Origin of the sequence: Paenibacillus sp. UMB4589-SE434, from assembly GCF_030226685.1 — a bacterium.
GTDB lineage: Bacteria > Bacillota > Bacilli > Paenibacillales > Paenibacillaceae > Paenibacillus_B.
In genome coordinates, this window is sequence record NZ_JASOYK010000013.1 from 40,398 (window position 1) to 66,571 (window position 26,174).

Below are 26,174 nucleotides of genomic sequence, written 5' to 3' on the forward strand. Positions count from 1 at the left end.
TCTACTCCCTATAATAAGAGGCACATGAATCTGAGAATAGGTGGTGCAAGGGCGATGAGTAAAACGAAGATTATCCCTTTTCCAAAACAGTACGGACAGGAACCTTATAATGAGGAGGCGGTTGCGATGGAGAGCGGGGCCAAAAAATGGAGATATGAACGGTTTAAGCAATTAATCGGAACTCGCAAGTGGACAATCTTTATTTTGTGCATCGGGTTTCTATTAGGACGAGCTGTCATTTTAGAAGATTTGTTTCCTTTTGCATCCGCCTTTTTTGCAGTTATGTACTTTACAAGACGCGATCTGGCTGTATGGACGGGTACTTCGCTGCTAGCAGGGAGCCTATTTGCTGCTGAACCTACAACCTTGATGATTGGTATACAACTGCTGCTTATTGTCCTGATGCAGCGAGGTTTGCAAGCCTATGAGCGCTCTGAAATGAACTATGCCCCGTTTATGGTGCTGGCAGCTAACTTTATGGTTCATTTTTTTATGACGATGATGACCTCCCAACTGACATGGTATCCAGTCATGATGGATATAACGGATGCGGTGCTCGGATTTATGTTGACGCTGGTATTCGTTCAGGCGCTGCCTGTGCTGACGCTAAATAAACGTAATTATACACTTCGTACTGAGGAATTAATTTGTCTCATGATTCTGTTGGCCTCTATGATGGTTGGCGCTGTGGGATGGATGGTGCAGGGCTTACAGTTTGACCATGTACTGTCTCGGTTTCTGGTTATGATTTTCGCCTTTGTAGGAGGAGCTCCGCTAGGTGCTTCGGTTGGTGTTATTCTAGGTCTAATTCTGAGCCTGGCAGAACCCGGATCTATGATGCAGATGAGTCTGTTAGCCTTTGCGGGGCTTATGGCTGGATTGATGCGAGAAGGAAAGCGCTGGGCAGTATCCTTCGGGATGCTGCTAGGAACGGCTATCTTGTCCGTGTACTTGGGGCCCGCAAATAATGTGCTGGCTTCTACGTGGGAGACTATAGCAGCAGCAGTACTATTTATGCTGGTGCCACGCTCCATTATGGACACGTTGGCAAAGTACATTCCTGGCACGCAGGAACATTTGAACTCTCAACAAGAATATGCAAAGCGTGTCCGCGATATGACCGCGGATAGGGTGAAACAATTCTCAGAGCTCTTCCGTCAATTGTCCCGCAGCTTCGGACAGATGGCTGGGACGGGGGAAATCAAACAAAAGGAGGAGGAATTTAATTCATTCATAGAAGCGGTATCGCAGAAAACATGTGCTGTCTGCCCACGTCAACAGGCGTGCTGGAATAACCGCTACTTACAGACTGTTACATGGATGACGGATATGATGACAGCTATCGAAGAAAAACCGGAGATGAAGGATCGTGATATTTTACCGAGGTGGAAGGACGCGTGCCTAAAGACTCCGCAGGTCCTTGCCCAGATGAAATATTTATACGAAAAGTATAGGCATGACCAAGATTGGAGGAAGCAGGTATACGACAGTCGTACTTTTGTCTCGGAGCAGTTGTCTGGGGTATCTCAGGTGATGGATGATTTGGCCAAGGAAATTCAGCGCGAGGGCAGAGAAATGTTTATGCAGGAAGAGCAAATTCGTCAAGCAATGGAGGAGCTTGGATTATCTGTGAATCGTGTTGACATCTTGTCGCTAGACAAAGGGCACGTAGAAATTGAAATGGTGCATTCCTTTACGGACGGATACGATGAATGCCGTAAGTTGATAGCACCATTGCTGTCCGATATATTAGGAGAACTTATTTCAGTTAGAGAGGAGCAGCACACGGACAGATCGGGTCGAGGAGTAGTAACCTTTGTGTCAGCCAAATCATTTGAGGTTCAGATAGGCATGGCAGGCGCCGCTAAGGGAGGGGACATGTTATCCGGAGACAGCTATCATGCACTTGAATTAAGTGGGGGCAAATACGCAATCGCACTGAGCGATGGGATGGGCAATGGGGAGCGCGCACGTATGGAGAGCAGCACGGCGCTTACGGTGCTGTCACAGTTTCTGCAATCAGGTATGGATGAAAAGTTGGCGATACAATCAGTTAATCAAATCTTAATGGTCCGATCTTCAGATGAAGTATATGCGACGGTTGATTTAGCTATTGTTGATCTGTATACCGCGAAAACGACTTTGATGAAGAGCGGTTCTATTCCAAGCTTTATCAAGAGTGGCAAGGATGTGCAGCCTCTATCTGCAGGAAACCTGCCATTAGGCATACTTCAAGATATTGATGTAGACGCAATTCATATGCATATGAAGCCGGGTGATCTGCTTATTATGATGACAGATGGTGTCTATGATGCTCCGGGGCCGGCAATTAACAAGGATCTATGGTTACGACGGTTGATCAGCGAATTGGAGACGGACGATCCACAGGAGATCGCCGACATCCTGCTGGATACGGTTATCCACTATTCCCAAGGTCAAATTTATGACGATATGTCTGTCGTTGTCACTCGGCTCGATCGTCATATGCCGCAATGGGCGACATTGCATTGGAACCAGCATGACCGTATGGAGCGACCGCTTACGGTTAGTTAAATCAGAGCTAAAAAGGGTATATTGGAGGTGGAACAAGCACCTACACTATCGATTAAACCCTCTTATTTTGGGCAACACTAGAACTAGATTCTAGCTGCTCTAATAGGAGGGTTTTGTGATGTTACGACAGATACTATTAATTACAGATGGCTGCTCCAATGTAGGTGTCCAGCCGGCAGTTGCTGCAGCGCAGGCAAGGGATGCGGGTATTGCTGTTAACGTTGTCGGCATTGTCGACGAAGGCACCATTGGTGAGTATGGCGCTGCAGAGATTACTGATATTGCTAGAGCTGGAGGTGGCATCAGTAGAATTGTAAATCAGAGACAGCTTGCTCAGACGATGCAGATGATGACTCGTAAGACGGTCGTGCAGACCATTCATCAAGCGGTCAATCACGAATTAAAGCATATTCTTGGATGTGAAGAAGAATCAATTCGTGTCGAGGTGCTGCCTCCTGAACAGCGTGCCGAAGTTGTACGGGTTATGGATGAGATGGGAGAGGAAACGCCGCTTCGTGTTGCGCTGTTAATCGATACAAGCGCAAGCATGAAGCCTAAGCTTCCCGCTGTAGAAGACGCCATACATGACCTGATGCTAAGTCTGCAAGCTAGAAGAGGAAAAAGTGAGCTGAGTGTATTTCATTTTCCAGGATCTCACGGGAACGAACATGCGGTAATGGATATGGATTGGGCAGCCGATATGAATAGAGTAAGGCGGTTGTTTCAACGGCTAAATATAAGGGGTACAACTCCTACAGGGCCTGCCCTCTTGCATGTAGTAGACTTTTACCAATATGATAGTAGGGCAAGAGCGGAGAATATTCCTTATTATTCAAGTTCCTCCAATAGGGAGGGAACTGGAACGGACGGGGTGTGGAGTGACTACATCGTATAAGCGACAGCGGACATTGGAGCGAATGCGTGAGATGCGTGCTGCTGTACTCAAGTCCGGTGAGAAAATAACAGGATTATGGAATAAACGGACCTATCGAATCGTACGTTTGTTAGGACAGGGTGCGAACGGGGTAGTCTATTATGTGGAGCGAGTTCGCAACAATGAGTCTCATTCAAGACCTATAGAAGGCTACGCACTTAAGGTTGGTGGAGACGCCATTGAGTTTCAATCCGAGATTAATGCACTTAAGGCTTTGGAAAAGATAAAACGACAGCAGGCAGGCGGGAATAGGGTTGGGCGCGATGAAGCCCGGCCTTTTCTTGTCGAAGCGGACGATGCTGAAATAGCTGGACAGAAGCTGCCGTTTTATGTAATGCGCTATGTACCAGGGATGACGCTATCTGTCTATATGAGGAAGCGAGGCTCGGATTGGTTCGGATTTATCGGAGGCAAGCTGTTATTGAGGTTAGAATGGCTGCATGAGAACGGCTGGGTATTCGGGGATATTAAAGCGGATAATGTGTTGGTACGTCAAGATGGTGATGTTGAATTAGTCGATTATGGGGGTCTGACTCCAACTGGAAGCAGTATTCGTCAATTTACAGAGTGGTATGATAGAGGGTCTTGGAATGCAGGATCACGAGTGGCAGAGTTCAGCTACGATTTGTTTTCATTTGCGGTGCTGACCGTCCATTTATTTAATGAAGAGAAGCTTAAGCAGCGAATATCTGGTGTTCTGCCACAAATACGTCAGCGTGAAGACTTAATGACGATCATACGAGAGTGTCCCGTGTTGAACCCTTACGAATCGTGGTTGTTCCGTGCCATCTACGGCAAATTTCATTCCACCAAGCAGGCAAAGGAGGAGTGGATGAGGATCAGCAAACAGGTGTATCGCACACCGCGTCGTCCACATCGCCCGACGCCTGCGTGGCTAAAAATGTCATTTGCAGGGTCGGCGATTCTTTTGCTCATGAGTGTGCTGTATTGGGCATGGAGAGAGCAGTGGTGGTTAGGCTAGCAGAATAGGTGTAAGTATACATAAAAAGCAGGTAATTGCAGTTTTAATTTAGAATTAAGTATGGAATAGGGTAAGTAATGATAGACGGGTTAAAAGGTTGGAGGAATATAGCATGTCTGCACGCGAAGATGTTGACCATTATGACTGGCAGAGATGGATACAAGATCGGCATGAACAGGCCATAAAGCGCAAACTGTGGGATGTGGGCGATCGTGTTGTTGTGGCGGTGTCCGGTGGACCTGACTCGATGCTTCTGATGCATATGCTTGCACACATGGAAATAAGCGTCTCGAACGAAAGGCTCCAATTGGTCATTGCGCATGTACATCATGGATTTCGTCAAGAGGAATCCGATGAAGAGGCGTTGCTTGTTGCGGAGCAAGCGGCACTTCTCGGATTGCCATTTGAGATGACTCGAGTTGATGCCCCTGATCACGCGCAGCGGTACGGGATGAACGCTCAGGCGGCTGCCCGCGAGCTGCGATATGCATTTCTCCGTGAAGTTGCGGTTAAGCACAAAGCTGCGCTTGTTGCACTCGCACATCATGCAGATGATCAAGCGGAGACGGTGCTTATGCGCTTTTTGCGCGGAACTGGCACCGCAGGGCTGAGCGGGATGGTGTGGAAGCGTTCAGAGGCAGGCATTAACTACATTCGTCCGCTTCTTGACATGCGTAAGCATGATATTGTGCAGCGCTGCGCATCACGAGGTATTATTTATGCGAATGACAGCAGTAACAGTAAGCGGAGTTATCTTCGCAATCGTCTTCGCCTTGATGTACTGCCGATGTTGGAGCAGGAGAATCCCCGCTTGGTTGAGTCGCTAGGTCAGATGGCTGAAATGATGCAGGGTGATCATGACTGGCTTGAAAGCGAGACAAGACTCTTTTTTGAAAGTCATGTGAAGGCGTGGAATGATGGTAATAGCATGGACATAGAGCCTTGTATTTCCAAACTGACCAGGGACGATGAGCTAATTTCTTATTATGCCGCGACATATAGGGGCGGATGCCTTCTGGATCGCAACTTGTTTCTTAAGGTACATGTTGCTTTACAACGCAGGTTGATTAAACTAATATTAAATTATCTCTTACGGGAAGCGGAACAGGTCAATTACGACGCCGTTGAACGGTTGCGGCTTATGGCGATTCAAGAAGATCCGACGACTTTAAAGGCTGACGTCGGAGGCGGGGTGCATTTCCATAGAGAATATAATCGTTTGATCTGGCTATTGGACCCTGAAACAGTGCATCCTGATTTGTCGGAAAGTCGACAGAGAAAATTATGGATTGAACGCACAGCGACTGAAGGAATCCTGCAGCTACCGACTCATACAGGAACGATTACTTGGACAATCGCAAGCCATAAGACGGACTCGAATCATACATACTCATTGAAGAATAGCAGTGAAGCTGCGTTTGACGCGGATAAGCTGCAATGGCCAATTAAGATTAGAACGCGCATGCCGGGAGACCGGATGCGAGTTCAAGGACTAAATGGAAGCAAAAAAGTGCAAGATATGTTCGTCGACATGAAAGTGCCGCCAACGCTGCGTGACTCTCTGCCAGTCATTACGGACGGGCAAGAGAATATTATCTGGATTCCCGGAGTCCGGAGATCTGATATGGCACTTGTTCAGCCGGCAACACGCTCCATTTTACATATCGGATTCGCATCGTCACTTCGCAAATGAGATGTAACCATTCGTGTTGCCGCTTCGTATATAAGTGTGTTTCGTAAATGGATACTTGGTTTTGCGAGGGGGATATTGGTTTGCCGTTCAATGACCGACCGTACGCCTGCCGCAACAAGCCAAGATTTACAGCAGCATTCATTTTCCTAGCGGTTCATGGATGAAGAGATGAAGTCATAAGTATTAGTATTCACTCTAGGAGGGGCCCATCATTGCATAACGACATTGAGAAAGTAGTATTCAGCGAAGAACAGATTCAAACGCGGGTGAAAGAGCTGGGTGAACAGCTAAGCCGTGATTACGCAGGTAAGCAGCCTCTTGCTATTTGTATTTTGAAGGGTGCTTTTATCTTTATGGCGGATCTGGTCAAGCGCGTTGATGTTCCAGTTGAAATGGACTTCATGGCGGTATCCAGCTACGGTGCATCCACTAAGTCCTCCGGCGTAGTCCGTATTATTAAAGATTTGGATGTGTCGGTTGAAGGTCGAGATGTGTTGATTGTGGAGGACATCATAGATACTGGGCTTACGCTTAGTTATCTAATTGAAGTTCTGCAAGGCCGCAAAGCGAACAGCATTAAAGTGGTTACGTTGTTCGATAAGCCAGCTCGACGGTCGGTGAATATGGAGGCTGATTACAAGGGATTTGTATTGCCGGATGAATTTATCGTCGGGTACGGTCTGGATTATGCCGAACAATACCGTAATCTGCCATATATCGGAGTGCTGAAGCCCGAGATCTATACCGATAAGAAATAAAGCACAAACCTGCCATTATACGGTTTAAGCAAGTTGAGATGGTAAGACGTGCTATGATACAATAACTTCGTGTCTTTGAGAGGAGGTAGGGGATGAATCGGTTCATCAAGAATTCTGGTTTTTATCTGATTCTTTTTTTAGTCGTGGTGGGCATTGTTCAATTCATCGGAAGCGGCAACGAAGCCACAGACACCCCGAGATATGACCAGTTTCGCAAAGAGCTTTCGGCCAACAATATAGAAACACTTACTATGCAGTACGAAGGTCGAGCTTACTTGGTCATCGGTAAATATAAAAAAGTGCCAGAGGGCTCCAAGAGCCAATCCTTAAACTTCGTCACGTACATACCGGATAGTACTCCGGCTGTGCAAGAAGTAATGGATGCAAGTACCAAGCAGGGGGACTTGAAGTTCGAAATGAAGAAGATGGAAGAGCAAAGCCTGTGGCTGACGCTTCTAACATCCTTTGTTCCATTCATTATTATGTTCATCCTGTTCTTCTTCTTCTTTAATCAAGCTCAGGGCGGCGGCGGCAAAGTAATGAACTTTGGCAAGAGCCGTGCTCGTCTCTATAATGAAGAGAAGAAACGTGTCACCTTTGAAGATGTAGCAGGTGCAGATGAAGAAAAGCAAGAGCTTGTTGAAGTGGTTGAGTTCCTCAAAGACCCACGCAAGTTTGCTGCACTTGGCGCTCGTATTCCGAAGGGCGTTCTGTTGAACGGACCTCCAGGTACAGGTAAGACGTTGCTGGCCCGTGCAGTTGCGGGTGAAGCAGGCGTGCCATTCTTCAGCATTTCTGGTTCCGACTTTGTGGAGATGTTTGTTGGTGTTGGTGCGTCGCGTGTTCGTGATTTGTTTGAAAATGCGAAGAAAAATGCTCCATGTATTATTTTTATCGACGAAATTGATGCTGTTGGTCGTCAACGTGGTGCCGGATTAGGCGGCGGCCATGATGAGCGGGAACAGACGCTCAATCAATTGCTGGTTGAGATGGATGGATTCGGCGCCAATGAAGGTATTATTATCGTGGCAGCAACCAACCGTCCAGATATTTTGGACCCTGCCTTGCTGCGTCCGGGCCGTTTTGACCGTCAAATTACGGTTGACCGCCCAGATGTGAAAGGCCGTGAAGCGGTGTTGAAGGTGCATGCACGCAACAAGCCGCTGAACAAGAACGTGAAGCTAGAAACGATTGCGAAACGTACAACTGGCTTTACAGGCGCTGACCTGGAGAACTTGTTGAACGAAGCAGCTTTACTTGCTGCCCGCAAAAACCATAAAGATATTACGATGCAAGACGTGGATGAAGCGATCGACCGTGTCGTTATTGGTACGGAGAAGCGCAGCCGCGTAGTCAGCGACAAAGAGAAACGCGTAGTTGCTTATCATGAGTCAGGCCATGCGATTATTGGCTACTTCCTGGAAGCGGCGGATCAAGTGCATAAGATTACGATCGTGCCGCGTGGACGCGCTGGCGGTTACGTTGCTATGGTACCGAAGGAAGACCGGATGCTGCTGACGAAGCAGGAATTACTGGATCGCGTAACTGGGATGCTCGGGGGCCGTGTCGCAGAAGAAGTATTTATCGGCGAAATTGGTACCGGTGCATATAGTGACTTCCAACAAGCAACACGTATTATTCGCAGCATGATTATGGAATACGGTATGAGTGATAAGCTTGGACCGATGCAATTCGGCTCCCGTCAAGGCGAAGTGTTCTTGGGACGCGACCTTGGCCATGAGCAGAACTACTCTGATGCAATCGCTTATGAGATTGACCAAGAGATGCAGCGTATGATCAATGCTTGTTACGAGCGAGCACGTCAAGTGTTGACGGAACGTTCGAAAGAAGTACATTTGCTGGCGAATGCGTTGCTTGAGCGTGAAACGCTTGAGTTGGAGGACATGAAGCAGTTGATTGAGAATGGTGCGATTGACGATACTGTCAAACCGCAATCTTCTGAAACTGCAGAGACGGTTACAACTGTTGATAATACGGGAGATGTTAAAGTGAATCTGGTGAGCAAGCCAGAGAAGCTTGGACCTTCCTCTTGGGATGCGAAGCCTGAAACTACATCGACGGATACGGATTCCAAATCAGTAGATGCTACTCCTGCTCAGCCGACATCGCCTTCTGAAGCAAAGGATGAATCGAGCTCGGACGATGCTGTTAAAGATGCTGTGGAGCAGCCGGAGAAGAAAGACGAAGACAAATAATCCAACTGGGATACCAGTTGATATAAGAAGAGCGTGCCTTGTAGGTACGCTCTTCTTGACGTATAACTGCACATTTTGCCTAATGCGGCGACAAAAGCTCTAAGCCGATGTATGAGTAAGGATAAGCCAAGGAATACTTCGGATACGGACAACTACTGCGTACGATGCGTGTAATTGTGAATTGACACACGTAATAGCGTTGTGTAAATTAGGTGTTAATGACAAGGCCAAGGGGTGAAGTTTACGTGCAGTTGGAAGCACTAGCATTGGCGCGTAAGGAAGAGCAGAATCGTGAGCTGCGCGAGCGGCTTATGCAGTTGAAGAAAGAACGTAATGCTATCATACTGGCGCATTATTATCAGCGCGATGAGATTCAAGAGGTGGCTGATTTCCGAGGAGATTCGTTCTTGTTGGCTCAGAAGGCAGCAGAGACGGATGCAGATGTTATCGTATTCTGCGGTGTGCACTTTATGGGGGAGAGCGCGAAGATATTAGCGCCGAACAAGACCGTCATTATTCCTGACGAGCGTGCTGGCTGCCCGATGGCCGATATGGTGAATGTAGATGGACTTCGCAAGCTGAAAGCTCAGCATCCCAATGCGAAGGTTGTAACATATATTAACTCCTCAGCAGACATTAAGGCAGAAACTGATATTTGCTGTACCTCCTCTAACGCGGTCAAAGTGATTGAGTCGCTTGATGCCGAAGAGATTATATGGGTACCGGATAAGAACTTAGGTCATTATGTGCAAGATATGACCGGCAAAGAAATGATCATTTGGGAAGGCTACTGCAATACTCATGATATGCTGACCGTTAAAGATGTAGTTGAGATGAAAGCCAAATATCCTAATGCTGCCTTTGTTGTGCACCCGGAGTGCAGACCCGAGGTTGTGGCGATGGGGGATTTTGTCGGAAGTACGACGGCCATACTTCAATACTGCCGGGATTCAGAGTATACAGAATTCATTGTAGGAACAGAAGATGGTACGGGATACCAACTGCGGAAAGACAGTCCTCATAAGTCGTTCCACTTTGCAACGAAATACCTTGTTTGTCCCAACATGAAAGTGAACAACTTGAAAAAACTCGTGAAATGTCTCGAAACGATGCAGCCGCAAATTTATGTTCCGCCGCAAGTTGCCGAGAAAGCACGGTTATCATTGGAGCGCATGTTACAGGTGAAGTAGTAGCATGCGCTACTCTTCTGTAGGAGAGTTATGCACTCAAGAGCGGATAACAAGGAGTGAACGGATATGATACCTCCGTATTTGATCGATTTTTCACTAGATGAACTGCCGCATGAAGAGACCGATGTCATTATTATCGGGGCGGGAATTGCGGGGTTATTTGCGGCGATTCAGGCTAGCCGGAAGCACAGGGTGACCATTATTACCAAGAAGTCGCTCTTCGACAGCAATACTCGGTATGCACAGGGTGGTATTGCAGCTGTTATATCAGATGATGATTCTCCTGCTTATCATCGCCAGGATACATTGGTTGCGGGCGCCGGCTTATGCTCGCCGGAGGCAGTGAATGTACTGGTTCATGAAGGACCGGACGGTGTTAAAGAGCTGATGAAGATGGGCACGGAGTTCGATTTTGAAAATGGTGAGCTGGCCTTGACCAAGGAAGGTGCGCATAGTCATCGCAGAATTTTACATGCCCATGGCGATGCGACAGGCTTTGAAATCGTACGTGCCTTAGCCGAGAAAGTAAAGAACATTCCAAGCATAACCGTTTGGGATGATCATTTTGCTATCGATTTAATTATAAAAGATTGCGAATGTCATGGGGCTGTTGTACAGCGTCCTGATGGTGACCGCGTATATATAACAGGTAAGGCAACGATTTTATGTACGGGCGGCACAGGACAATTGTATCGATATACGACTAATCCGGAAGTAGCAACGGGTGATGGCATCGCTATGGCGTACAGGGCTGGTGCATACATACAGGACATGGAGTTCAACCAATTCCATCCTACTGCCCTCAGCTATCCAGGAGCACCGCGTTTCTTAATTTCTGAGGCGGTACGAGGGGAAGGCGCTGTTCTGCGCAATATTAAGGGCGAACGCTTTATGGAACGATATCACCACCAGCAGGAGCTGGCTCCGCGTGATATTGTGGCTCGTGCAATAGTTAGCGAAATGGAGGCCACCAAGTCCACATTTGTATATTTGGACATTACTCATGAGTCTGAAGAGATGGTGAAGCATCGTTTTCCCACTATATATGAGACCTGTTTGCAGTATGGGCTTGATCTGACAAGTGACTGGATTCCGGTGTCGCCTGCAGCTCATTATATGATGGGTGGGGTTAAGACGGACTTGAACGGCGAGACCAATATCGGCCGCTTGTTTGCCTGCGGGGAGACTTCTTCTACTGGTGTTCATGGTGCAAATCGCCTGGCCAGCAATTCATTGTCCGAGGCCATTGTATTTGGTCGCCGAATTGTGGAGCGCATTCATCAGTTATCTCAGCCAACCAATCGAGTCAAAGGGCTGTCCGTTCAGACCGGTCGTCATGACATACCGATGCAGGCAGTAGTCGAACGACGCCTCAAGTTGCAAAAAATAATGGTCCGGTATGCTGGCTTGCGTCGTGACGCGGAAGGTATGATAAAAGGACTTGATGAATTGAAGCGCCAGCTTGGCTTCTTCCAATCCCGTTTGACGAGACGAGAAGAGTATGAATTTGCGAACTTGCTTACCTGCGCACTGCTTGTAACGGAATCGGCATATTGGCGGCAGGAGAGCCGTGGGGCTCATTATCGGGAGGATTTTTCTGATCGTGACGATGGGCATTGGCGCAAGCACACCCTGATTCATCGCGAACGCGGTATTACAGAGGAGAGAATCAACGATGTTTAATATAGAACGTCTGGCCCTGCGTGAACAGATTGCAGCATGGCTGAAGGAAGATATCGGTACAGGTGATGTTACAACAGCGTTTACCGTGCCCCAGGGTCAACAATCCAAAGGTATTATCCATGCCAAAGAAGACGGTATTATTGCGGGGCTTCCCGTTGCAGAAGCTGTGTTCGAAGTGGTAGACCCCCATTTGACTTTTCATGCCTTGGTGCAGGAAGGTGAACGGGTTCAGAAAGGCACGATACTAGCTGAGGTTGTAGGCAGTACACATAGTATATTAACGGGCGAGCGCTTGGCACTTAACTTGATGCAGCGTATGTCTGGCATTGCCACGAAGACAGCTGTATTTGTGCAGGCACTTGAGGGACTTCCAGTACGGCTAGTGGATACACGCAAGACAACTCCCGGACACCGTGCGTTGGAGAAATATGCGGTTCGTGTTGGGGGCGGAGCCAACCATCGGTTTGGCTTGTACGATGCTGTTATGATTAAAGATAATCATATTAAAGGCGCAGGCAGTATACGCGATGCCGTTTCACGCGCACGTGAGCATATACCGTATACGATGAAAATCGAGGTCGAGACGGAATCTATGGATCAAGTACAGCAGGCTATACAAGCGGGCGCAGATATTATTATGTTGGATAATATGAGCTCGAGCAATATGCAGGAAGCGGTTAAAGTGATCCGTGAACAAGTGCCGCATGTATTAATCGAAGCTTCCGGAGGTGTAACCTTGGAGACCATTCGTGAAAAAGCTTTGTCTGGTGTTGATGTTATCTCTGTAGGTGCGCTTACCTATTCCTTTAATGCATTGGACATTAGTTTGGACCTTAATGAGAAGAAAGTGGGGTAAAGCTGTGGTTCTCGTCATAGACGTAGGAAATACCAATATTGTGCTTGGTGTTTATAGAGGGAACAAGCTTCTTCACCATTGGCGCTTAGCGACGAATCGTCAGGCCACATCTGATGAATATGGTGTGATGATTCACAATTTATTGTCCATGTCGCAGCTATCGGTACAAGATATCGATGGTGTTATCATATCATCTGTTGTTCCGCCCATAATGCGAACGATGGAGCAGTTATGTGATACTTATCTGGGGAAAGACCCCCTTATCGTAGGACCGGGCATTAAGACGGGCCTTAATATTCGTTATGAGAATCCACGTGAAGTAGGGGCTGATCGCATCGTAAATGCGGTCGCGGCCATTGAGATCTATGGTATCGGCCAGCCGCTTGTTATTGTGGATTTTGGAACAGCAACAACGTTTGATGTGATCGATCCAAAGGGAAACTATATGGGAGGCGCAATCGTCCCCGGCATCGGAATTTCGACAGAAGCGTTGTACCAGAGAGCTGCCAAGCTGCCCCGAATTGAGCTGACAAAGCCGAAGTCAGTCATTGGCCGCAACACGATACATTCGATGCAGGCTGGTATTATTTTTGGATACGCAGGTCAGGTAGATGGCATTATAGGACGTATTGAGTCAGAGCTCGGGACGAAGCCCCGTGTTATTGGGACGGGTGGGCTTGCTGAGTTGATCAGCAGCGAATCAGTTACGATGCAAGAGACCAATCCGCTGCTTACATTAGAAGGTCTTCGTATTATTTATCAGAGAAATATGGTGTAACTATTTCATACGTTAGCGCGTCTAACATTTTACAGGCAACAGGAGGCAATTAAGAATGACTACAAGCAATGAATCAACATCTGCTCAGGAAGAACGTATGGATATGCTGGTACGTGGTACGGCGCTAAATGGCAAGGTACGTGTGTTTGCAGTACGCACAACCCATCTTGTAGATGAGCTTCAACATCGTCATCAGACTTATCCCACAGCAACTGCAGCACTTGGACGGACAGTGACGGCAGCAGCTATGATGGGTGCGATGATGAAGGGGGAAGAGAAGCTTACCGTGCAGGTTAAAGGCGAAGGGCCGCTTGGACAGATCGTAGCGGATGCCAATGCCAAGGGTGAAGTGCGAGGTTATGTTACTCATCCACAAGTACATCTGGCGAGCAACGATCAAGGCAAGCTGGATGTTGCAGGGGCAGTAGGACGTGATGGCTTTATCCACGTGACGAAGGACTTGGGACTGAAAGAACCTTATCGCGGAAGCTCGCCTATCATCTCGGGGGAGTTAGGTGAGGACTTTACGTATTACTTCGCTACCTCAGAACAGACGCCATCTGCTGTTGGATTGGGTGTGCTTGTTGATGTAGATAACACAGTCATCCATGCAGGCGGATTTATCATTCAATTGCTGCCAGGCCTAAGCAATGAGGAAATTGATAAGATTGAACAGTCGCTTAGTGCTTTACCACCTATTACAGCGCTGTTGAGTCAAGGGTTGGAACTGGAAGAGATGTTGGGCTGGGTCGTAGAAGATGTGCAGATCATGGAGCATATGCCGATTGTCTTCCGCTGCCAGTGTTCACAGGAACGGGTTGAACAAACACTGATTAGCTTGGGCAAGCAAGAGCTGCAAGCTATTATTGAAGAAGAGGGACAGGCAGAAGTTATGTGCCACTTCTGTAATGAAGCGTATACGTTTAATAGAGAGAAGCTGCAGGAGCTCGTCGAACAAGTCAACAAGTAAGTCATAAAGAACCGATTGAAGACTTGGATGTCGCATGTCTTGAGCATTAAGCCGCTTTGTATGTGCGAAGCAAGCAATGAGGATAAGGAAATTAAGCCATATGACCAAAGTAGTCAAGAGCTTATGGGGTTGTATCTTTATACTGTTTACCTGTGTCCTTGTGCTTGGAGGAATTCTTATATTTCGAGCAGATTCTTCTGGAAGTAGGTCTAACCTAGAAAGCGGCCCTTCCTCAGCACCTCCAATACTTGCTACTGTGGGTGGCAATCCGATAACAAAAGAGGAATGGATCGGGGAGCTACAACGGCAGTATGGCATGCTGGTGCTGGATCAAATGATGACATTGAAGGCGGTACGGCTGGAAGCAGAAGCATTAGCCATTGATGTTGCGGATGAGGAAGTAGCTGCGGAGCTGCGTCTTCAGATGGCTGGCTATGAAAGTGAGGAAGCCTACTATACAGCGATGCGGGAGCAGTTGGGTATGAACCCGGCGCAGATTCGAGATGATGCGATCAATCATCTTCGATTAGAGAAAATAGCGATTCATGGAATTCAGGTAACAGATGAAGAGATAGATATGTATTTAACCGAACACAGGGATCAATTCGAGTCTACTATTGCATATGAGATGTCGCATATTGTAACAGACACGCTGGCTAATGCGAGGAAGGTGTCAGATAGGCTGGCTGAGGGGGAGGCATTCTCTGAATTGGCGCGCCAATATTCAATAGATGCCTTTAGCTCCGCCGCTGGCGGGAGCTTGGGATGGATCGATGATGATGATCCATTTATAGCTGCAAACGAGCTGATGACCGCCGCCCAGTTGGATGTCGGACAGTGGTCGGAGCCGGTTAAGATTACGGATGGGTATGCAATCGTAATGTTAAGCGGACGCAAGCAGGATGATCCGCTTGGGCGCAGCTCGGTTCGACAGCGAGCTCGGCGGGAGGTAGCACTGTCTAAGGCCGATCCACTTACGGAAGTTGAACGGAAGCTGCGGGTGAAGTACGATGCCAAGCTATTAGATCACGAGGCTGATTCCTAATTAACGATAATGACAATGAGATGACAAAGAAGAGGCAATGACGAGAGCAGATACAGGCTCTCATCATTGCTTTTTTTGGGCGACTAAAGTACCACATTTTGCAAAATGTGTATTGACATCGTGATATAACGTTGATAAGATAGGTTGTAATAAAACCAACTGAATTACTCGGAAATAAATAAGATTCATTTTATCATATGGGAGGGCATAATCATGGCAAGAATCGTTAACAGCGTGACGGAATTAATTGGGGATACACCGCTTGTCCGCTTGAATCGAATCGTTCCCGAAGGCAGTGCTGAGGTGTATGTAAAGCTTGAGTATCAGAATCCAGGATCAAGTGTTAAGGATCGTATTGCCATTAGCATGATTGAAGTAGCCGAAGCTGAGGGTCACTTGAAGCCGGGAGCTACAATTGTAGAGCCTACAAGCGGCAACACGGGAATCGGACTTGCCATGGTAGCTGCTGCCAAGGGGTATAGAGCCATATTGGTAATGCCTGAAACGATGAGTCTTGAGCGCCGCAACCTGTTGCGCGCATATGGTGCTGAGCTAGTGCTGACACCAGGCTCGGAAGGTATGAATGGTGCAGTTCGCAAGGCGGAAGAACTTGCCGCTGAGAATCCGAGCTACTTCATTCCGCAGCAATTCAAGAATCAGGCTAACGTTAAGATTCACCGTGAGACGACAGGACCGGAAATTGTTGAAGCGATTAATGCTCTGGACGGCAAATTAGACGGCTTTATCGCAGGAATTGGGACTGGAGGTACGATTTCTGGTGCGGGTGAGGTACTAAAGCAGAACTTCCCAGACGTTCGTATTGTCGCGGTAGAACCTGCCGCTTCACCGATCTTGTCCGGAGGTAAACCAGGACCACACAAGATCCAAGGTATTGGCGCTAACTTTATTCCTGATATTTTGAATCGTGAGGTATATGATCAAGTCATTACGATAGAGAATGAAGATGCTTTCGAGACAGCACGTCGTGTTGCCAAGGAGGAAGGATTACTGGTCGGGATCTCTTCCGGCGCGGCGATTAATGCTGCTCTCCAATTGGCAAAGGAGTTAGGAGTAGGCAAGCGTGTCATCGCTATCGTACCAAGTAACGGCGAGCGCTATCTTAGTACACCGCTCTTTAATTTTGAGGATTAATTTTGAAAGCGACGCAGATATGCTAGCCTGAACAACTGATGATTAACATGTCTGTAGATAAACCCCCCGCTGAATGGTGCAGGAGCTTCCTGTAACTGATCAGCGGGGGGTTCGTTGTCTCGCTTTCGCCTCATTCGTCTTTCTATTATACTAGGTGTATTCAATGGCGGATTGCGTACACAGCAGACTTGTAGTCAGCGCCATATACAACAATGAGGTGAACGAGTGAGTCAGATGAATATGATAACGCCTATGCAATCCTGCTCCTTGGAGCAATGGCGTACTTGGATTGATAAAGGATATACAATTCTGCCGTATATAGAGTCCTATTCTATGGACACACGATATCAGCGTATGCCTTCCTGGTTGGAGGCTTGGAAAGAAGCGGAGCCAAACAGCTTCGTATTAGAAAGCGGCAAGGATGGTAGGTATACATTCCTAGGGCTCAAGCCCGTATCGATTCTATCGGGTAAAGGGAATTCTGCCACTGTAAAGACTGGCGACCAGCACCTTATGCATTTGGATATGGAACCTTTAGCGGCGATAAAGCATTGGATGTCTCCTTTCCGTTCCCCTCGCGTCAAAGGCGCCCCTAAGTTTACTGGTGGCTGCGTCGGTTATCTCGGCTATGACGTTGCACGTTCTATAGAACGTCTTCCTAATATAGCTAAAGATGATTTAGAATTGCCAGATTACGTATTTCTACAAATGAATGAACTGTGGATTATTGATCATAAAGAGCATGTGTTGTATTGTGCTGTGATGACGAATTGGCCTCACGTTAGCACAGAGGGGTTAACCGAGGTCTATGCTGCAGCCGTAAAGGACGCAGCATTTATGAAAAAGAGTTGGGATAAGTGGATGTTGGCTGCGGAAGAAGCGTCTGCAGTGCTCCAACACGAATTGCGCGAACAACTGCTGCAAGAGGGACTAGCCATCGATGTGGAAGCATACGAGGGTGTGACGGCTGCATTTCCGAAGGAAGATTTCAAAGAGGCAGTCAGAAGTATTCAAGCATACATTGGACAAGGTGATGTGTTTCAGGTCAATCTGTCGATGCGTCAAATGCGTAAAGTAAAAGATTCGCCAGAGCAGTTGTACGAATGGCTGCGACACGTGAATCCGTCTCCTTATATGGGCTTGATGCGATTCTCTGACTTCCAGCTTGTGTCTTGTTCACCTGAGCTGTTGGTCAAGCTAGAACAGGGTGAAGTTACGGCCAGACCGATAGCGGGAACGAGACGTAGAGGTCGTACACCAGAAGAAGATGCACTCATGGCGGAAGAACTGCGTACCAATGAGAAGGAGCGGGCTGAGCACATTATGCTGGTCGATCTTGATCGGAACGATTTGGGTCGTATTTCTCAATATGGAACTGTTCTTGTAGATGAACTTATGGCTATCGAATATTATTCTCATGTCATGCATCTTGTCTCGAATGTGCGTGGTAAGCTGGCAGGCGGCAAAGATGCGTACGATGTAATCCGAGCCAAATTTCCTGGAGGAACGATTACTGGCGCACCTAAAGTGCGCACGATGGAGATCATAGAAGAGCTTGAGCCTGTTCGTCGCGGCCCCTATACGGGTTCTTTTGGATGGATTGACTATAACGGCGATATGGAATTAAATATAATTATTCGAACTTTAACGATGAAAGATGGAATAGCTCATATTCAGGCAGGAGCGGGTATTGTAATCGATTCTGATCCTGAGCGTGAATATATAGAGAGTCTAAGTAAAGCCAAGGCGTTATGGAAAGCCGTCCAGATGAGCGAACGTTCGTTGGATGAGCTGCGAGCAAGCCCATAAGGACGAGGAGGTATCGCGGATGATACTAGTTATCGATAATTACGATTCGTTTACGTATAATCTGGTTCAGTACTTGGGGGAGCTTGGAGAGGATGTTCAGGTATACCGCAATGATGCGATAACGATTGCCGATATCGAGCAATTTAAGCCGAATCACATTTTACTGTCACCGGGTCCTTGCACACCTAATGAAGCGGGGATTACGCTCTCTGTTATCGACCACTTCAAAGGCAGGATTCCGATCTTTGGTGTATGTCTTGGACATCAGGCGATTGGGCAGGCCTTCGGCGGCCACGTGATCCGTGCAGCACGATTGATGCATGGCAAAACATCACCGATTCACCACCATAGTGAGTCGGTCTTTCGGGGGCTTCCGTCTCCATTCACCGCTACGCGGTACCACTCTTTAATTGTAGAACGGGAGACGCTGCCAGAATGCCTGGAGATAACGGCTGAGACGGCTGAGGGCGAGATTATGGGCTTGCGTCATAAACAATTCCTCATTGAGGGCGTACAATTTCACCCAGAATCCATCATTACTGACCACGGACACCAGATGCTGCGTAACTTTCTTTCTGCAAAGGTAGGAGAGTAGCATGACTATCATAGGTTGGAACGGCAAGTTAAGGTCAGCGGAGGAAGCTGTGATCCCGGTGTGGGATCACGGCTTTTTATACGGAATGACGTTGTTTGAGACGATGAGGACTTATAACGGACGTCCTTATTTGTTGGAGCATCATCTGGATCGTTTGCATGATGCATGTGATGACTTAGGCATTATACTTCGTGTACAATCTGATGAGATGTTTATCCATATTAGAGACGTCATGCATGCGAACGGGCTCAATGAGGCCTACATCAGGCTTACTGTCAGTGCAGGGGAGCAGGGTTTTGGCCTGCCAACGGATAATTATGTGCACCCGATTGTCATGGTTCTGACTAAGCCACTTCCTCCTCTTCCAGAAGAGTTATATAAAACAGGACGTCCGCTTCAACTGCTCACCACTAAAAGGAATAGCCCTGAATCCATCATTCGCTACAAATCAGGCCACTACATGAACAACATATTGGCCAAGCGGGAGCTGATGACTTACCCGTCAGCGAAGCTTGGAGCGGAGGGGCTTATGCTGAATGAACATGGCTATGTAACGGAAGGTATTGTAAGTAATGTATTTGCCATAGTGGACAATACGCTTATTACGCCAGCTATCGATACAGGCCTATTGCCTGGTATTACCCGAGCCCGTGTCATCGAGCTAGCATGTGCACAAGGACTAACTATTAAAGAAGGCCGCTTTGGTTGGGAAATGCTGCTGCAAGCAGCAGAAGTATTTGTGACTACTTCGGTTCAAGAAATTGTGCCTGTAACTACCTTATGGAGTGACGCCAATACGGAAATAAAGATAGGTGCAGGCCAAATTGGAGCTATAACGCAGCAATTGCTTGCAGCTTACCGTCGTGAAACAGCTTGTTGGTTAGACTGAGCATAATTATTATCGTCCGTACACACCTTGTGACGCAACGAGACGATGCATTAAGGAGGTGTGTCTAAAGTGCTGGCACCAACCATTTATGAACGCACTTATACCTTGAACGACGCTAGCTTAAAGCTGGGACGTGATACCTTAATTATGGGTATTTTAAATGTAACGCCCGACTCATTCTCTGACGGAGGCCAATATAGTCGCATTGATGATGCGCTGGAACATGCCAAGCAGATGATAGCAGACGGTGCTCATGTACTGGATATCGGTGGGGAGTCTACTAGGCCCGGTTCGGCGCCAGTTGGACAGGAAGAAGAACTTAGACGGGTTGTGCCTGTTATCGAAGCGCTGCATGCAGAGATTCCACACATTCCTTTGTCTGTTGATACTTATAAAGCAGAAGTAGCGCGGCAAGCCTTACATGCAGGGGCCCATATCATTAATGATATTTGGGGATGCAAGAAGGAGGCGGAAATGGCACGTGTAGCGGCTGAATTCGAATGCCCAATTGTACTGATGCACAATCGCCCTGAACGGAATTATGTGAACTACGTGGAGGATGTAAAACAAGACTTGTTGGAGAGTGTGGCCTTGGCGAAGCTTGCAGGCGTGCGAGAGAGTCACATCTGGTTAGACCCAGGCATTGGGTTTGCCAAAAATGGGGATGACAATTTACGGTTGATGCATCATTTGGATGAGTTGGTCGCTCTTGGTTATCCAGTATTGCTGGGGACGTCCCGTAAACGATTCATTCGGGATGCTTTGCAGCTCCCTGTTGATGATGTTGTAGAGGGAACTTTAGCCACCACGACGCTTGGAATAGCTCAAGGATGCCAGATTGTACGCGTTCATGATGTGAAGTCTAATGCTCGTACTGCGCGTATGTGTGATGCGATGCTAACCAAGAAAACAGCTAGCAGCATGTAATGTAATATTGATTATTAATTCGCGACTATACAATAGCAACAAGGGGTGACCAGGATGAGCGACTTGCCTACATATCAAGACATAATACCTATATCAACACGTGTTGTTAAACCTGATCGTATGAAGCTGGAGCGGATGGCTTTCTTCGGTAAGCATGGGGTATTTGAAGAAGAGCGGAGATTGGGTCAAAATTGGTTTGTTGATCTTGATTTGCAAGTAGACATGCAACAGGCCGGGGTAAGCGATAATCTGGAACTTTCTATTAACTACGCATTCATTCACGAGGTGGTTAAGGCGATTGTGGAGCAAGAATCCCATTTGCTGGTGGAAAGACTTACAGAGCGAATCGCGACTGTACTGCTTGCAACGTTCCCTCTTATCAACGAGGCGACTGTTCGTGTAACGAAGCCGAATCCCCCATTTGACATTCATTTTTCAGGTGTTACCATTGAAATGACGCGCGCGCGCGTTAGTGACGGAGGCGAACAATCATCATGACAGCATGGAAGGAAGCTTATATCGCATTAGGTGCGAACCTAGGGGAGCGGGAGCGGACCATATGCACAGCGCTGCGCATGCTTCATCAATGTGATGATATTCGTGTCACTCGGTGTTCTGCCGTATATGAGACGGACCCTGTTGGCTATGAGGATCAGCCCGCATTTCTGAATATGACAGCACGTGTAGTTACTACGTTGGAGCCCTTAGCACTTTTAGACGTAATGCTAGGGATTGAACACCAACTGGGACGTGTTCGTGATATTCGGAATGGTCCACGTACGATTGACCTTGATATACTGTGGATGAACGGGCACATATCTAACAATGACAGATTGATTTTGCCACATCCTCGTATGGGGGAACGGTTGTTTGTTCTTGTACCTTTGTCGGATATTGTTCTCGAACAGGAGAAGGACTTACACGCATTCGTGCGGGAACGCTTGGGTACACTGGAAGGAAAGGAAGGAATTCGGCTGTGGGGACGATTCGAATCAGCAAACGAATTCGTGCTTTCCGCAAGCTCCGGGGATTAACACAACAACAATTGGCGGAAAAGACGGATGTATCGGTCACCGTTATTGGCGAGCTGGAGAGAGGCAACCGAAGTGCGGATAACCATATGGTTGAACGTATAGCGGGTGTGCTTCGTATATCAGTTAGTGAATTAACGGGCGAAGCTAATACGAGCACAAACAGCACAAACACATAGAGAATGGCAACTAGAGGAAGGAGCGTGAGCGAGATGCTGAAGATCGCTGGTATTGAAATGAAAAATCAAGTCGTGCTGGCCCCAATGGCAGGGGTATGTAATCCGGCGTTTCGATTGATTGCAAAGGAGTTCGGCTGCGGCTTGGTGTGTGCCGAAATGGTAAGTGACAAGGCGCTCGTTCATGGAAATGAACGTACACGTGAAATGCTGTATGTAGATGATCGTGAGAAACCGCTTAGTCTGCAAATATTTGGCGGAGACCGTCAATCGTTAGTTGAAGCGGCGAAGATTGTCGATAAAGAGTCAAATGCAGATATTATTGACATTAATATGGGTTGCCCTGTACCTAAAGTAACAAAATGCGATGCAGGTGCGCGGTGGCTGCTAAATCCCGACAAAATTTACGAAATGGTATCGGCAGTCGTTGACGCGGTTGACAAACCTGTAACTGTTAAGATGCGAATTGGTTGGGACGATGAACATATTTTTGTTGTCGACAATGCACTTGCTGTGCAGCGGGCAGGCGGACAAGCAGTTAGTGTTCATGGACGAACAAGAGAACAACTCTATACCGGTACTGCTGACTGGAGCTACATTAAGCAAGTTAAAGAAGCGGTTGACATTCCGGTTATTGGTAACGGCGATGTCTTTACGCCTGAAGACGCAAAGAAGATGCTGGAGACTACAGGCTGTGATGGTGTCATGGTCGGAAGAGGTGCACTCGGTAATCCGTGGATGTTGTATCGAACGGTGCAGTATTTGACGAACGGTGAACTGATGCCCGATCCGACGGCAGAGGAGAAGGTACGAATCGCAGTGGTTCACATGGATCGTTTGATCGCGCTTAAAGGTGAACATGTAGCCGTCAAAGAAATGCGCAAACATTTGGCATGGTATTTGAAGGGGCTTCCTGGAGCAGCACGTGTCAAAGACGCCATAATGGAAGAGACGCATCGTGATGAAGTTGTACGTATGCTGGAACGTTATGTGGAGCAGGTTAATGCTGGTGAGTTTGATCGTGTACGTGGGACCTCTGGATCGGAGCAGGACGCACAATCGGACAATGTCCATTGAAGCGTTTTCAATAGAGGGTGTTTGGTCTCATTGACTTTTACAAATTCATCCCATATAATTCAACATTAGAAAAATCGCCTCGGGTCTTGATGTGTTGACTGCGCTGTACGTTGGCCCTAATCATACTCAAGAGAGTCATCATGTGCGCTTAGAGCCATATGATGGAATAAGGTATTCGCCGCGGCTGCCCGGAATTCACCGGCGTATTTACATTTCTATATACAACAGACAGTTCGCGTTGCGAAAATAATGATCATGACAGGAGAATCGGTAAGATGAGCGATAAAGAAGTAATTCTGACTCAGGACGGCCTTAAAAAATTAGAGGAAGAGCTGGATAATCTCAAATCCGTAAAGCGCCGCGAAGTGGCAGAACGTATTAAAGTAGCTATCGGCTATGGAGATATCAGCGAGAACTCTGAGTATGAAGACGCCAAGAACGAGCAAGCCTTTATCGAAGGCCGTGTCATTACATTGGAGAAAATGCTGCGCAACGCTCGTATCATCAACAATGATGATATTAATACAGATATCGTAAGCATTGGATCTACCGTTATCGTTGAAGACTTGGAGTATGGCGATAAAATGGAATATGCAATCGTTGGTACTGCGGAGTCAGATCCGTTAAAAAATAAAATTTCGAATGAAAGTCCAGTAGGAAAAGCGATTCTTGGCAAAGGTGTAGGCACTGTTGTTGATGTGAGCGTTCCAGCGGGCGTTATTCAATACAAGATTGTAGAAATAAAAGGTAACTAATCAGCCTTATGAAATCGCGTTGGTTTAACTAAGCATTTTAAAGAACAATGGTTAAGAAGCTTCCGTAAGGGAGCTTTTTTTCCATACTTAATAGCTTGAACATTCATATGGCTACTCTGTTATACTAAGAAGAGAAAAATAACGCATTCACGTGCTTCATTACAATAAGCTAATAACGGGACGGTCAACGATTGTTTTCGAACAAGTAACGGATGTAAGCTAGCCGTTATGTTATTTTCCGTTATGCTATTTTGAGAATTACAATGAATGGATTGCATTGGTTTGCAAAAATAAGGGAGTGAACTTCATGACGGATGTCGTTAATCAGGAAGTGGAACTAAGCGAGTTGCTGCAGATTCGCCGTGACAAATTAGAGGAATTGCGCAAGCTTGGCATTGATCCATTTGGTACAAAGTATACACGTACACATACAGCTAAAGCAGTATTGGACAACTATACAGATATGCCGAAGGAAGAACTAGAAGAACAGCATGTAGAAGTAAGCCTTGCAGGCCGGATGATGGCTAAGCGGGGAATGGGGAAAGCAAGCTTTGCACATATTCAAGACCTGACGGGTCGTATTCAGATATATGTACGTCAAGACACGATACCGACAGAGAAATACGCAGCATTCGATTTGTTGGATATCGGGGATATTATCGGTGTGCGCGGCGTGGTATTTAAAACCAAGACAGGTGAGACTTCTATTAAGGTCCTTGACCTTGAAATACTCTCTAAGTCGTTGTATCCACTGCCGGACAAGTTTCACGGCCTGAAGGACGTTGAGCTCCGCTATCGTCAGCGTTACGTAGATCTCATTGTGAGCCCTGATGTGCAGCAAACATTTATCACGCGTTCACGTATTATTCAGTCGATGCGTCGTTATCTGGATGGACAAGGCTTCTTGGAGGTAGAAACACCAACACTGCACGCTATTGCTGGTGGTGCTGCTGCACGTCCATTTATCACGCATCATAATGCACTTGATATGCAGTTGTACATGCGCATTGCAATTGAATTGCACTTGAAGCGCCTTATTGTAGGTGGTATGGAGAAGGTATACGAAATCGGACGTGTATATCGGAACGAGGGTATATCCACTCGTCATAATCCGGAGTTTACGATGATTGAATTATATGAAGCTTACGCTGATTATGAGGATATCATGAGTTTGACAGAGAACTTGATTGCACACATTGCGCAAGAAGTACTTGGTACGACCAAGATCAAGTACCAGGATTACGATGTTGATCTGACTCCACAATGGCGTCGGGTGTCTATGGTAGATGCAGTTAAGGAAGCAACGGGGGTCGACTTCTCTGTTCATATGACGGATGAGGAAGCACATAGCTTTGCAAAACAACATAAGGTAAAAGTTGAACCGCACTTCTCATTTGGGCATATTTTGAATGCGTTCTTTGAAGAGTTTGTGGAAGAAACGTTAATTCAGCCTACATTTGTTACCGGACATCCAGTTGAGATATCTCCACTTGCGAAGAAAAATGAGCAAGATCCTCGCTTTACGGATCGCTTTGAGCTGTTTATCGTTGCGCGTGAGCATGCTAATGCATTTTCTGAGTTAAATGATCCGATTGATCAGCGTCAGCGCTTTGAGTCACAATTGCAAGAACGTGAGCATGGTAACGATGAAGCTCACGAGATGGATGACGACTTTATCCGCGCGCTCGAATATGGTATGCCGCCTACAGGTGGTCTTGGTATCGGTGTGGACCGTTTGGTTATGCTGTTGGCTAACGCTCCATCCATTCGTGATGTACTGTTGTTCCCGCATATGCGTGATCGCGGCAACGCCTAAGTTCTACTTATGTATGAGACCGACTCCTTGGAGTCGGTCTTCTTAATAAGAAGGAACCACTTATGTATAACGTCTGTTGAGTCCAATGCGTAGAACATATTATTGTTCTTGGTATAGATCGTTAGGGCGGGCTCCGAATAACGCAACCGCATAATGTTAAATGTATTTTTTTACCTGTTGCACTGCATATAGGGCTATGGTATATTAATTAAGTCGCCGCTGAGCGACACGGTGAAACGAAGCGAAACGGTGCTTCAGTAATCACACATTGTTCCTTGAAAACTGAACA

At 47.0% G+C, this 26,174-nt stretch carries 23 protein-coding genes; all 23 read left to right on the top strand.

The features are described 5' to 3' along the window. The first annotated feature begins 54 nt into the window (after window positions 1-54). The 23 genes from spoIIE (at window position 55) to lysS (ending at window position 25,885) form a co-directional block, all read left to right on the top strand. Window positions 55-2,553 (top strand): stage II sporulation protein E, encoded by a 2,499-nt coding sequence (gene spoIIE / locus QP775_RS24995; protein ID WP_285109307.1) that lies wholly within the window; start codon window positions 55-57, stop codon window positions 2,551-2,553. A gap of 118 nt (window positions 2,554-2,671) precedes the next feature. Next, window positions 2,672-3,448, top strand: coding sequence for a vWA domain-containing protein (locus tag QP775_RS25000; protein WP_285109308.1), 777 nt, complete (start codon window positions 2,672-2,674; stop codon window positions 3,446-3,448). Further along, window positions 3,432-4,469: a protein kinase domain-containing protein gene (locus tag QP775_RS25005; protein ID WP_285109309.1), complete on the top strand. Its 1,038-nt coding sequence runs from the start codon at window positions 3,432-3,434 to the stop codon at window positions 4,467-4,469. Before QP775_RS25000 ends, QP775_RS25005 begins: the two co-directional genes overlap by 17 nt. A gap of 112 nt (window positions 4,470-4,581) precedes the next feature. Beyond that, window positions 4,582-6,162 (top strand): tRNA lysidine(34) synthetase TilS, encoded by a 1,581-nt coding sequence (tilS, locus tag QP775_RS25010; protein ID WP_285109310.1) that lies wholly within the window; start codon window positions 4,582-4,584, stop codon window positions 6,160-6,162. 212 nt (window positions 6,163-6,374) lie between these two features. Further along, the gene (hpt, locus tag QP775_RS25015) at window positions 6,375-6,920 is read left to right on the top strand and encodes a hypoxanthine phosphoribosyltransferase (RefSeq protein ID WP_028543429.1); all 546 of its coding nucleotides are present in this window, start codon (window positions 6,375-6,377) and stop codon (window positions 6,918-6,920) included. Window positions 6,921-7,012: 92 nt separating this feature from the next. Beyond that, window positions 7,013-9,136, top strand: coding sequence for an ATP-dependent zinc metalloprotease FtsH (gene ftsH, locus QP775_RS25020; protein WP_239333808.1), 2,124 nt, complete (start codon window positions 7,013-7,015; stop codon window positions 9,134-9,136). A 251-nt stretch (window positions 9,137-9,387) separates the two neighbouring features. Beyond that, on the top strand, window positions 9,388-10,326 hold the full coding sequence (gene nadA / locus QP775_RS25025) for a quinolinate synthase NadA (RefSeq protein ID WP_239333886.1): 939 nt from the start codon (window positions 9,388-9,390) through the stop codon (window positions 10,324-10,326). A 66-nt stretch (window positions 10,327-10,392) separates the two neighbouring features. Further along, window positions 10,393-12,009 carry an L-aspartate oxidase gene (nadB, locus tag QP775_RS25030; protein ID WP_239333806.1) on the top strand — a complete coding sequence of 539 codons (1,617 nt, stop codon included), beginning with the start codon at window positions 10,393-10,395 and terminating at the stop codon, window positions 12,007-12,009. After that, window positions 12,002-12,865, top strand: coding sequence for a carboxylating nicotinate-nucleotide diphosphorylase (nadC, locus tag QP775_RS25035; protein WP_285109311.1), 864 nt, complete (start codon window positions 12,002-12,004; stop codon window positions 12,863-12,865). The genes nadB and nadC overlap by 8 nt, the downstream gene beginning before the upstream one ends. 4 nt (window positions 12,866-12,869) lie before the next feature. Next, window positions 12,870-13,643 carry a type III pantothenate kinase gene (locus QP775_RS25040; protein WP_285109319.1) on the top strand — a complete coding sequence of 258 codons (774 nt, stop codon included), beginning with the start codon at window positions 12,870-12,872 and terminating at the stop codon, window positions 13,641-13,643. Window positions 13,644-13,698: 55 nt separating this feature from the next. After that, a complete protein-coding gene (gene hslO / locus QP775_RS25045; protein ID WP_275444848.1) occupies window positions 13,699-14,613 on the top strand; it encodes an Hsp33 family molecular chaperone HslO in 915 nt (304 codons plus the stop codon). 100 nt (window positions 14,614-14,713) lie between these two features. Beyond that, window positions 14,714-15,658: a peptidylprolyl isomerase gene (locus QP775_RS25050; protein WP_239333802.1), complete on the top strand. Its 945-nt coding sequence runs from the start codon at window positions 14,714-14,716 to the stop codon at window positions 15,656-15,658. 213 nt (window positions 15,659-15,871) lie between these two features. Beyond that, a complete protein-coding gene (cysK, locus tag QP775_RS25055; RefSeq protein WP_285109312.1) occupies window positions 15,872-16,810 on the top strand; it encodes a cysteine synthase A in 939 nt (312 codons plus the stop codon). A 234-nt stretch (window positions 16,811-17,044) separates the two neighbouring features. Beyond that, the gene (locus QP775_RS25060; RefSeq protein WP_285109320.1) at window positions 17,045-18,619 is read left to right on the top strand and encodes an anthranilate synthase component I family protein; all 1,575 of its coding nucleotides are present in this window, start codon (window positions 17,045-17,047) and stop codon (window positions 18,617-18,619) included. Between the two features lie 19 nt (window positions 18,620-18,638). Then, window positions 18,639-19,214, top strand: a complete 576-nt coding sequence (pabA, locus tag QP775_RS25065) for an aminodeoxychorismate/anthranilate synthase component II (RefSeq protein ID WP_239333798.1) — start codon at window positions 18,639-18,641, stop codon at window positions 19,212-19,214. Between the two features lies 1 nt (window position 19,215). Continuing rightward, window positions 19,216-20,103, top strand: coding sequence for an aminotransferase class IV (locus QP775_RS25070; RefSeq protein WP_285109313.1), 888 nt, complete (start codon window positions 19,216-19,218; stop codon window positions 20,101-20,103). Between the two features lie 69 nt (window positions 20,104-20,172). After that, window positions 20,173-21,030, top strand: a complete 858-nt coding sequence (gene folP, locus QP775_RS25075; RefSeq protein ID WP_239333794.1) for a dihydropteroate synthase — start codon at window positions 20,173-20,175, stop codon at window positions 21,028-21,030. A gap of 54 nt (window positions 21,031-21,084) precedes the next feature. Further along, window positions 21,085-21,528: a dihydroneopterin aldolase gene (gene folB, locus QP775_RS25080; protein ID WP_239333792.1), complete on the top strand. Its 444-nt coding sequence runs from the start codon at window positions 21,085-21,087 to the stop codon at window positions 21,526-21,528. Next, the gene (folK, locus tag QP775_RS25085; protein WP_285109314.1) at window positions 21,525-22,064 is read left to right on the top strand and encodes a 2-amino-4-hydroxy-6-hydroxymethyldihydropteridine diphosphokinase; all 540 of its coding nucleotides are present in this window, start codon (window positions 21,525-21,527) and stop codon (window positions 22,062-22,064) included. Before folB ends, folK begins: the two co-directional genes overlap by 4 nt. An 11-nt stretch (window positions 22,065-22,075) precedes the next feature. Further along, the gene (locus QP775_RS25090; protein WP_275444845.1) at window positions 22,076-22,240 is read left to right on the top strand and encodes a helix-turn-helix domain-containing protein; all 165 of its coding nucleotides are present in this window, start codon (window positions 22,076-22,078) and stop codon (window positions 22,238-22,240) included. 33 nt (window positions 22,241-22,273) lie between these two features. Next, entirely contained in the window at window positions 22,274-23,314 is a 1,041-nt protein-coding gene (gene dusB, locus QP775_RS25095) for a tRNA dihydrouridine synthase DusB (RefSeq protein ID WP_285109315.1), read from the top strand. Between the two features lie 275 nt (window positions 23,315-23,589). Then, window positions 23,590-24,069, top strand: a complete 480-nt coding sequence (gene greA / locus QP775_RS25100; RefSeq protein WP_028543413.1) for a transcription elongation factor GreA — start codon at window positions 23,590-23,592, stop codon at window positions 24,067-24,069. 307 nt (window positions 24,070-24,376) lie between these two features. Then, on the top strand, window positions 24,377-25,885 hold the full coding sequence (gene lysS / locus QP775_RS25105; protein WP_239333784.1) for a lysine--tRNA ligase: 1,509 nt from the start codon (window positions 24,377-24,379) through the stop codon (window positions 25,883-25,885). The last annotated feature ends 289 nt before the right edge of the window (window positions 25,886-26,174 follow it).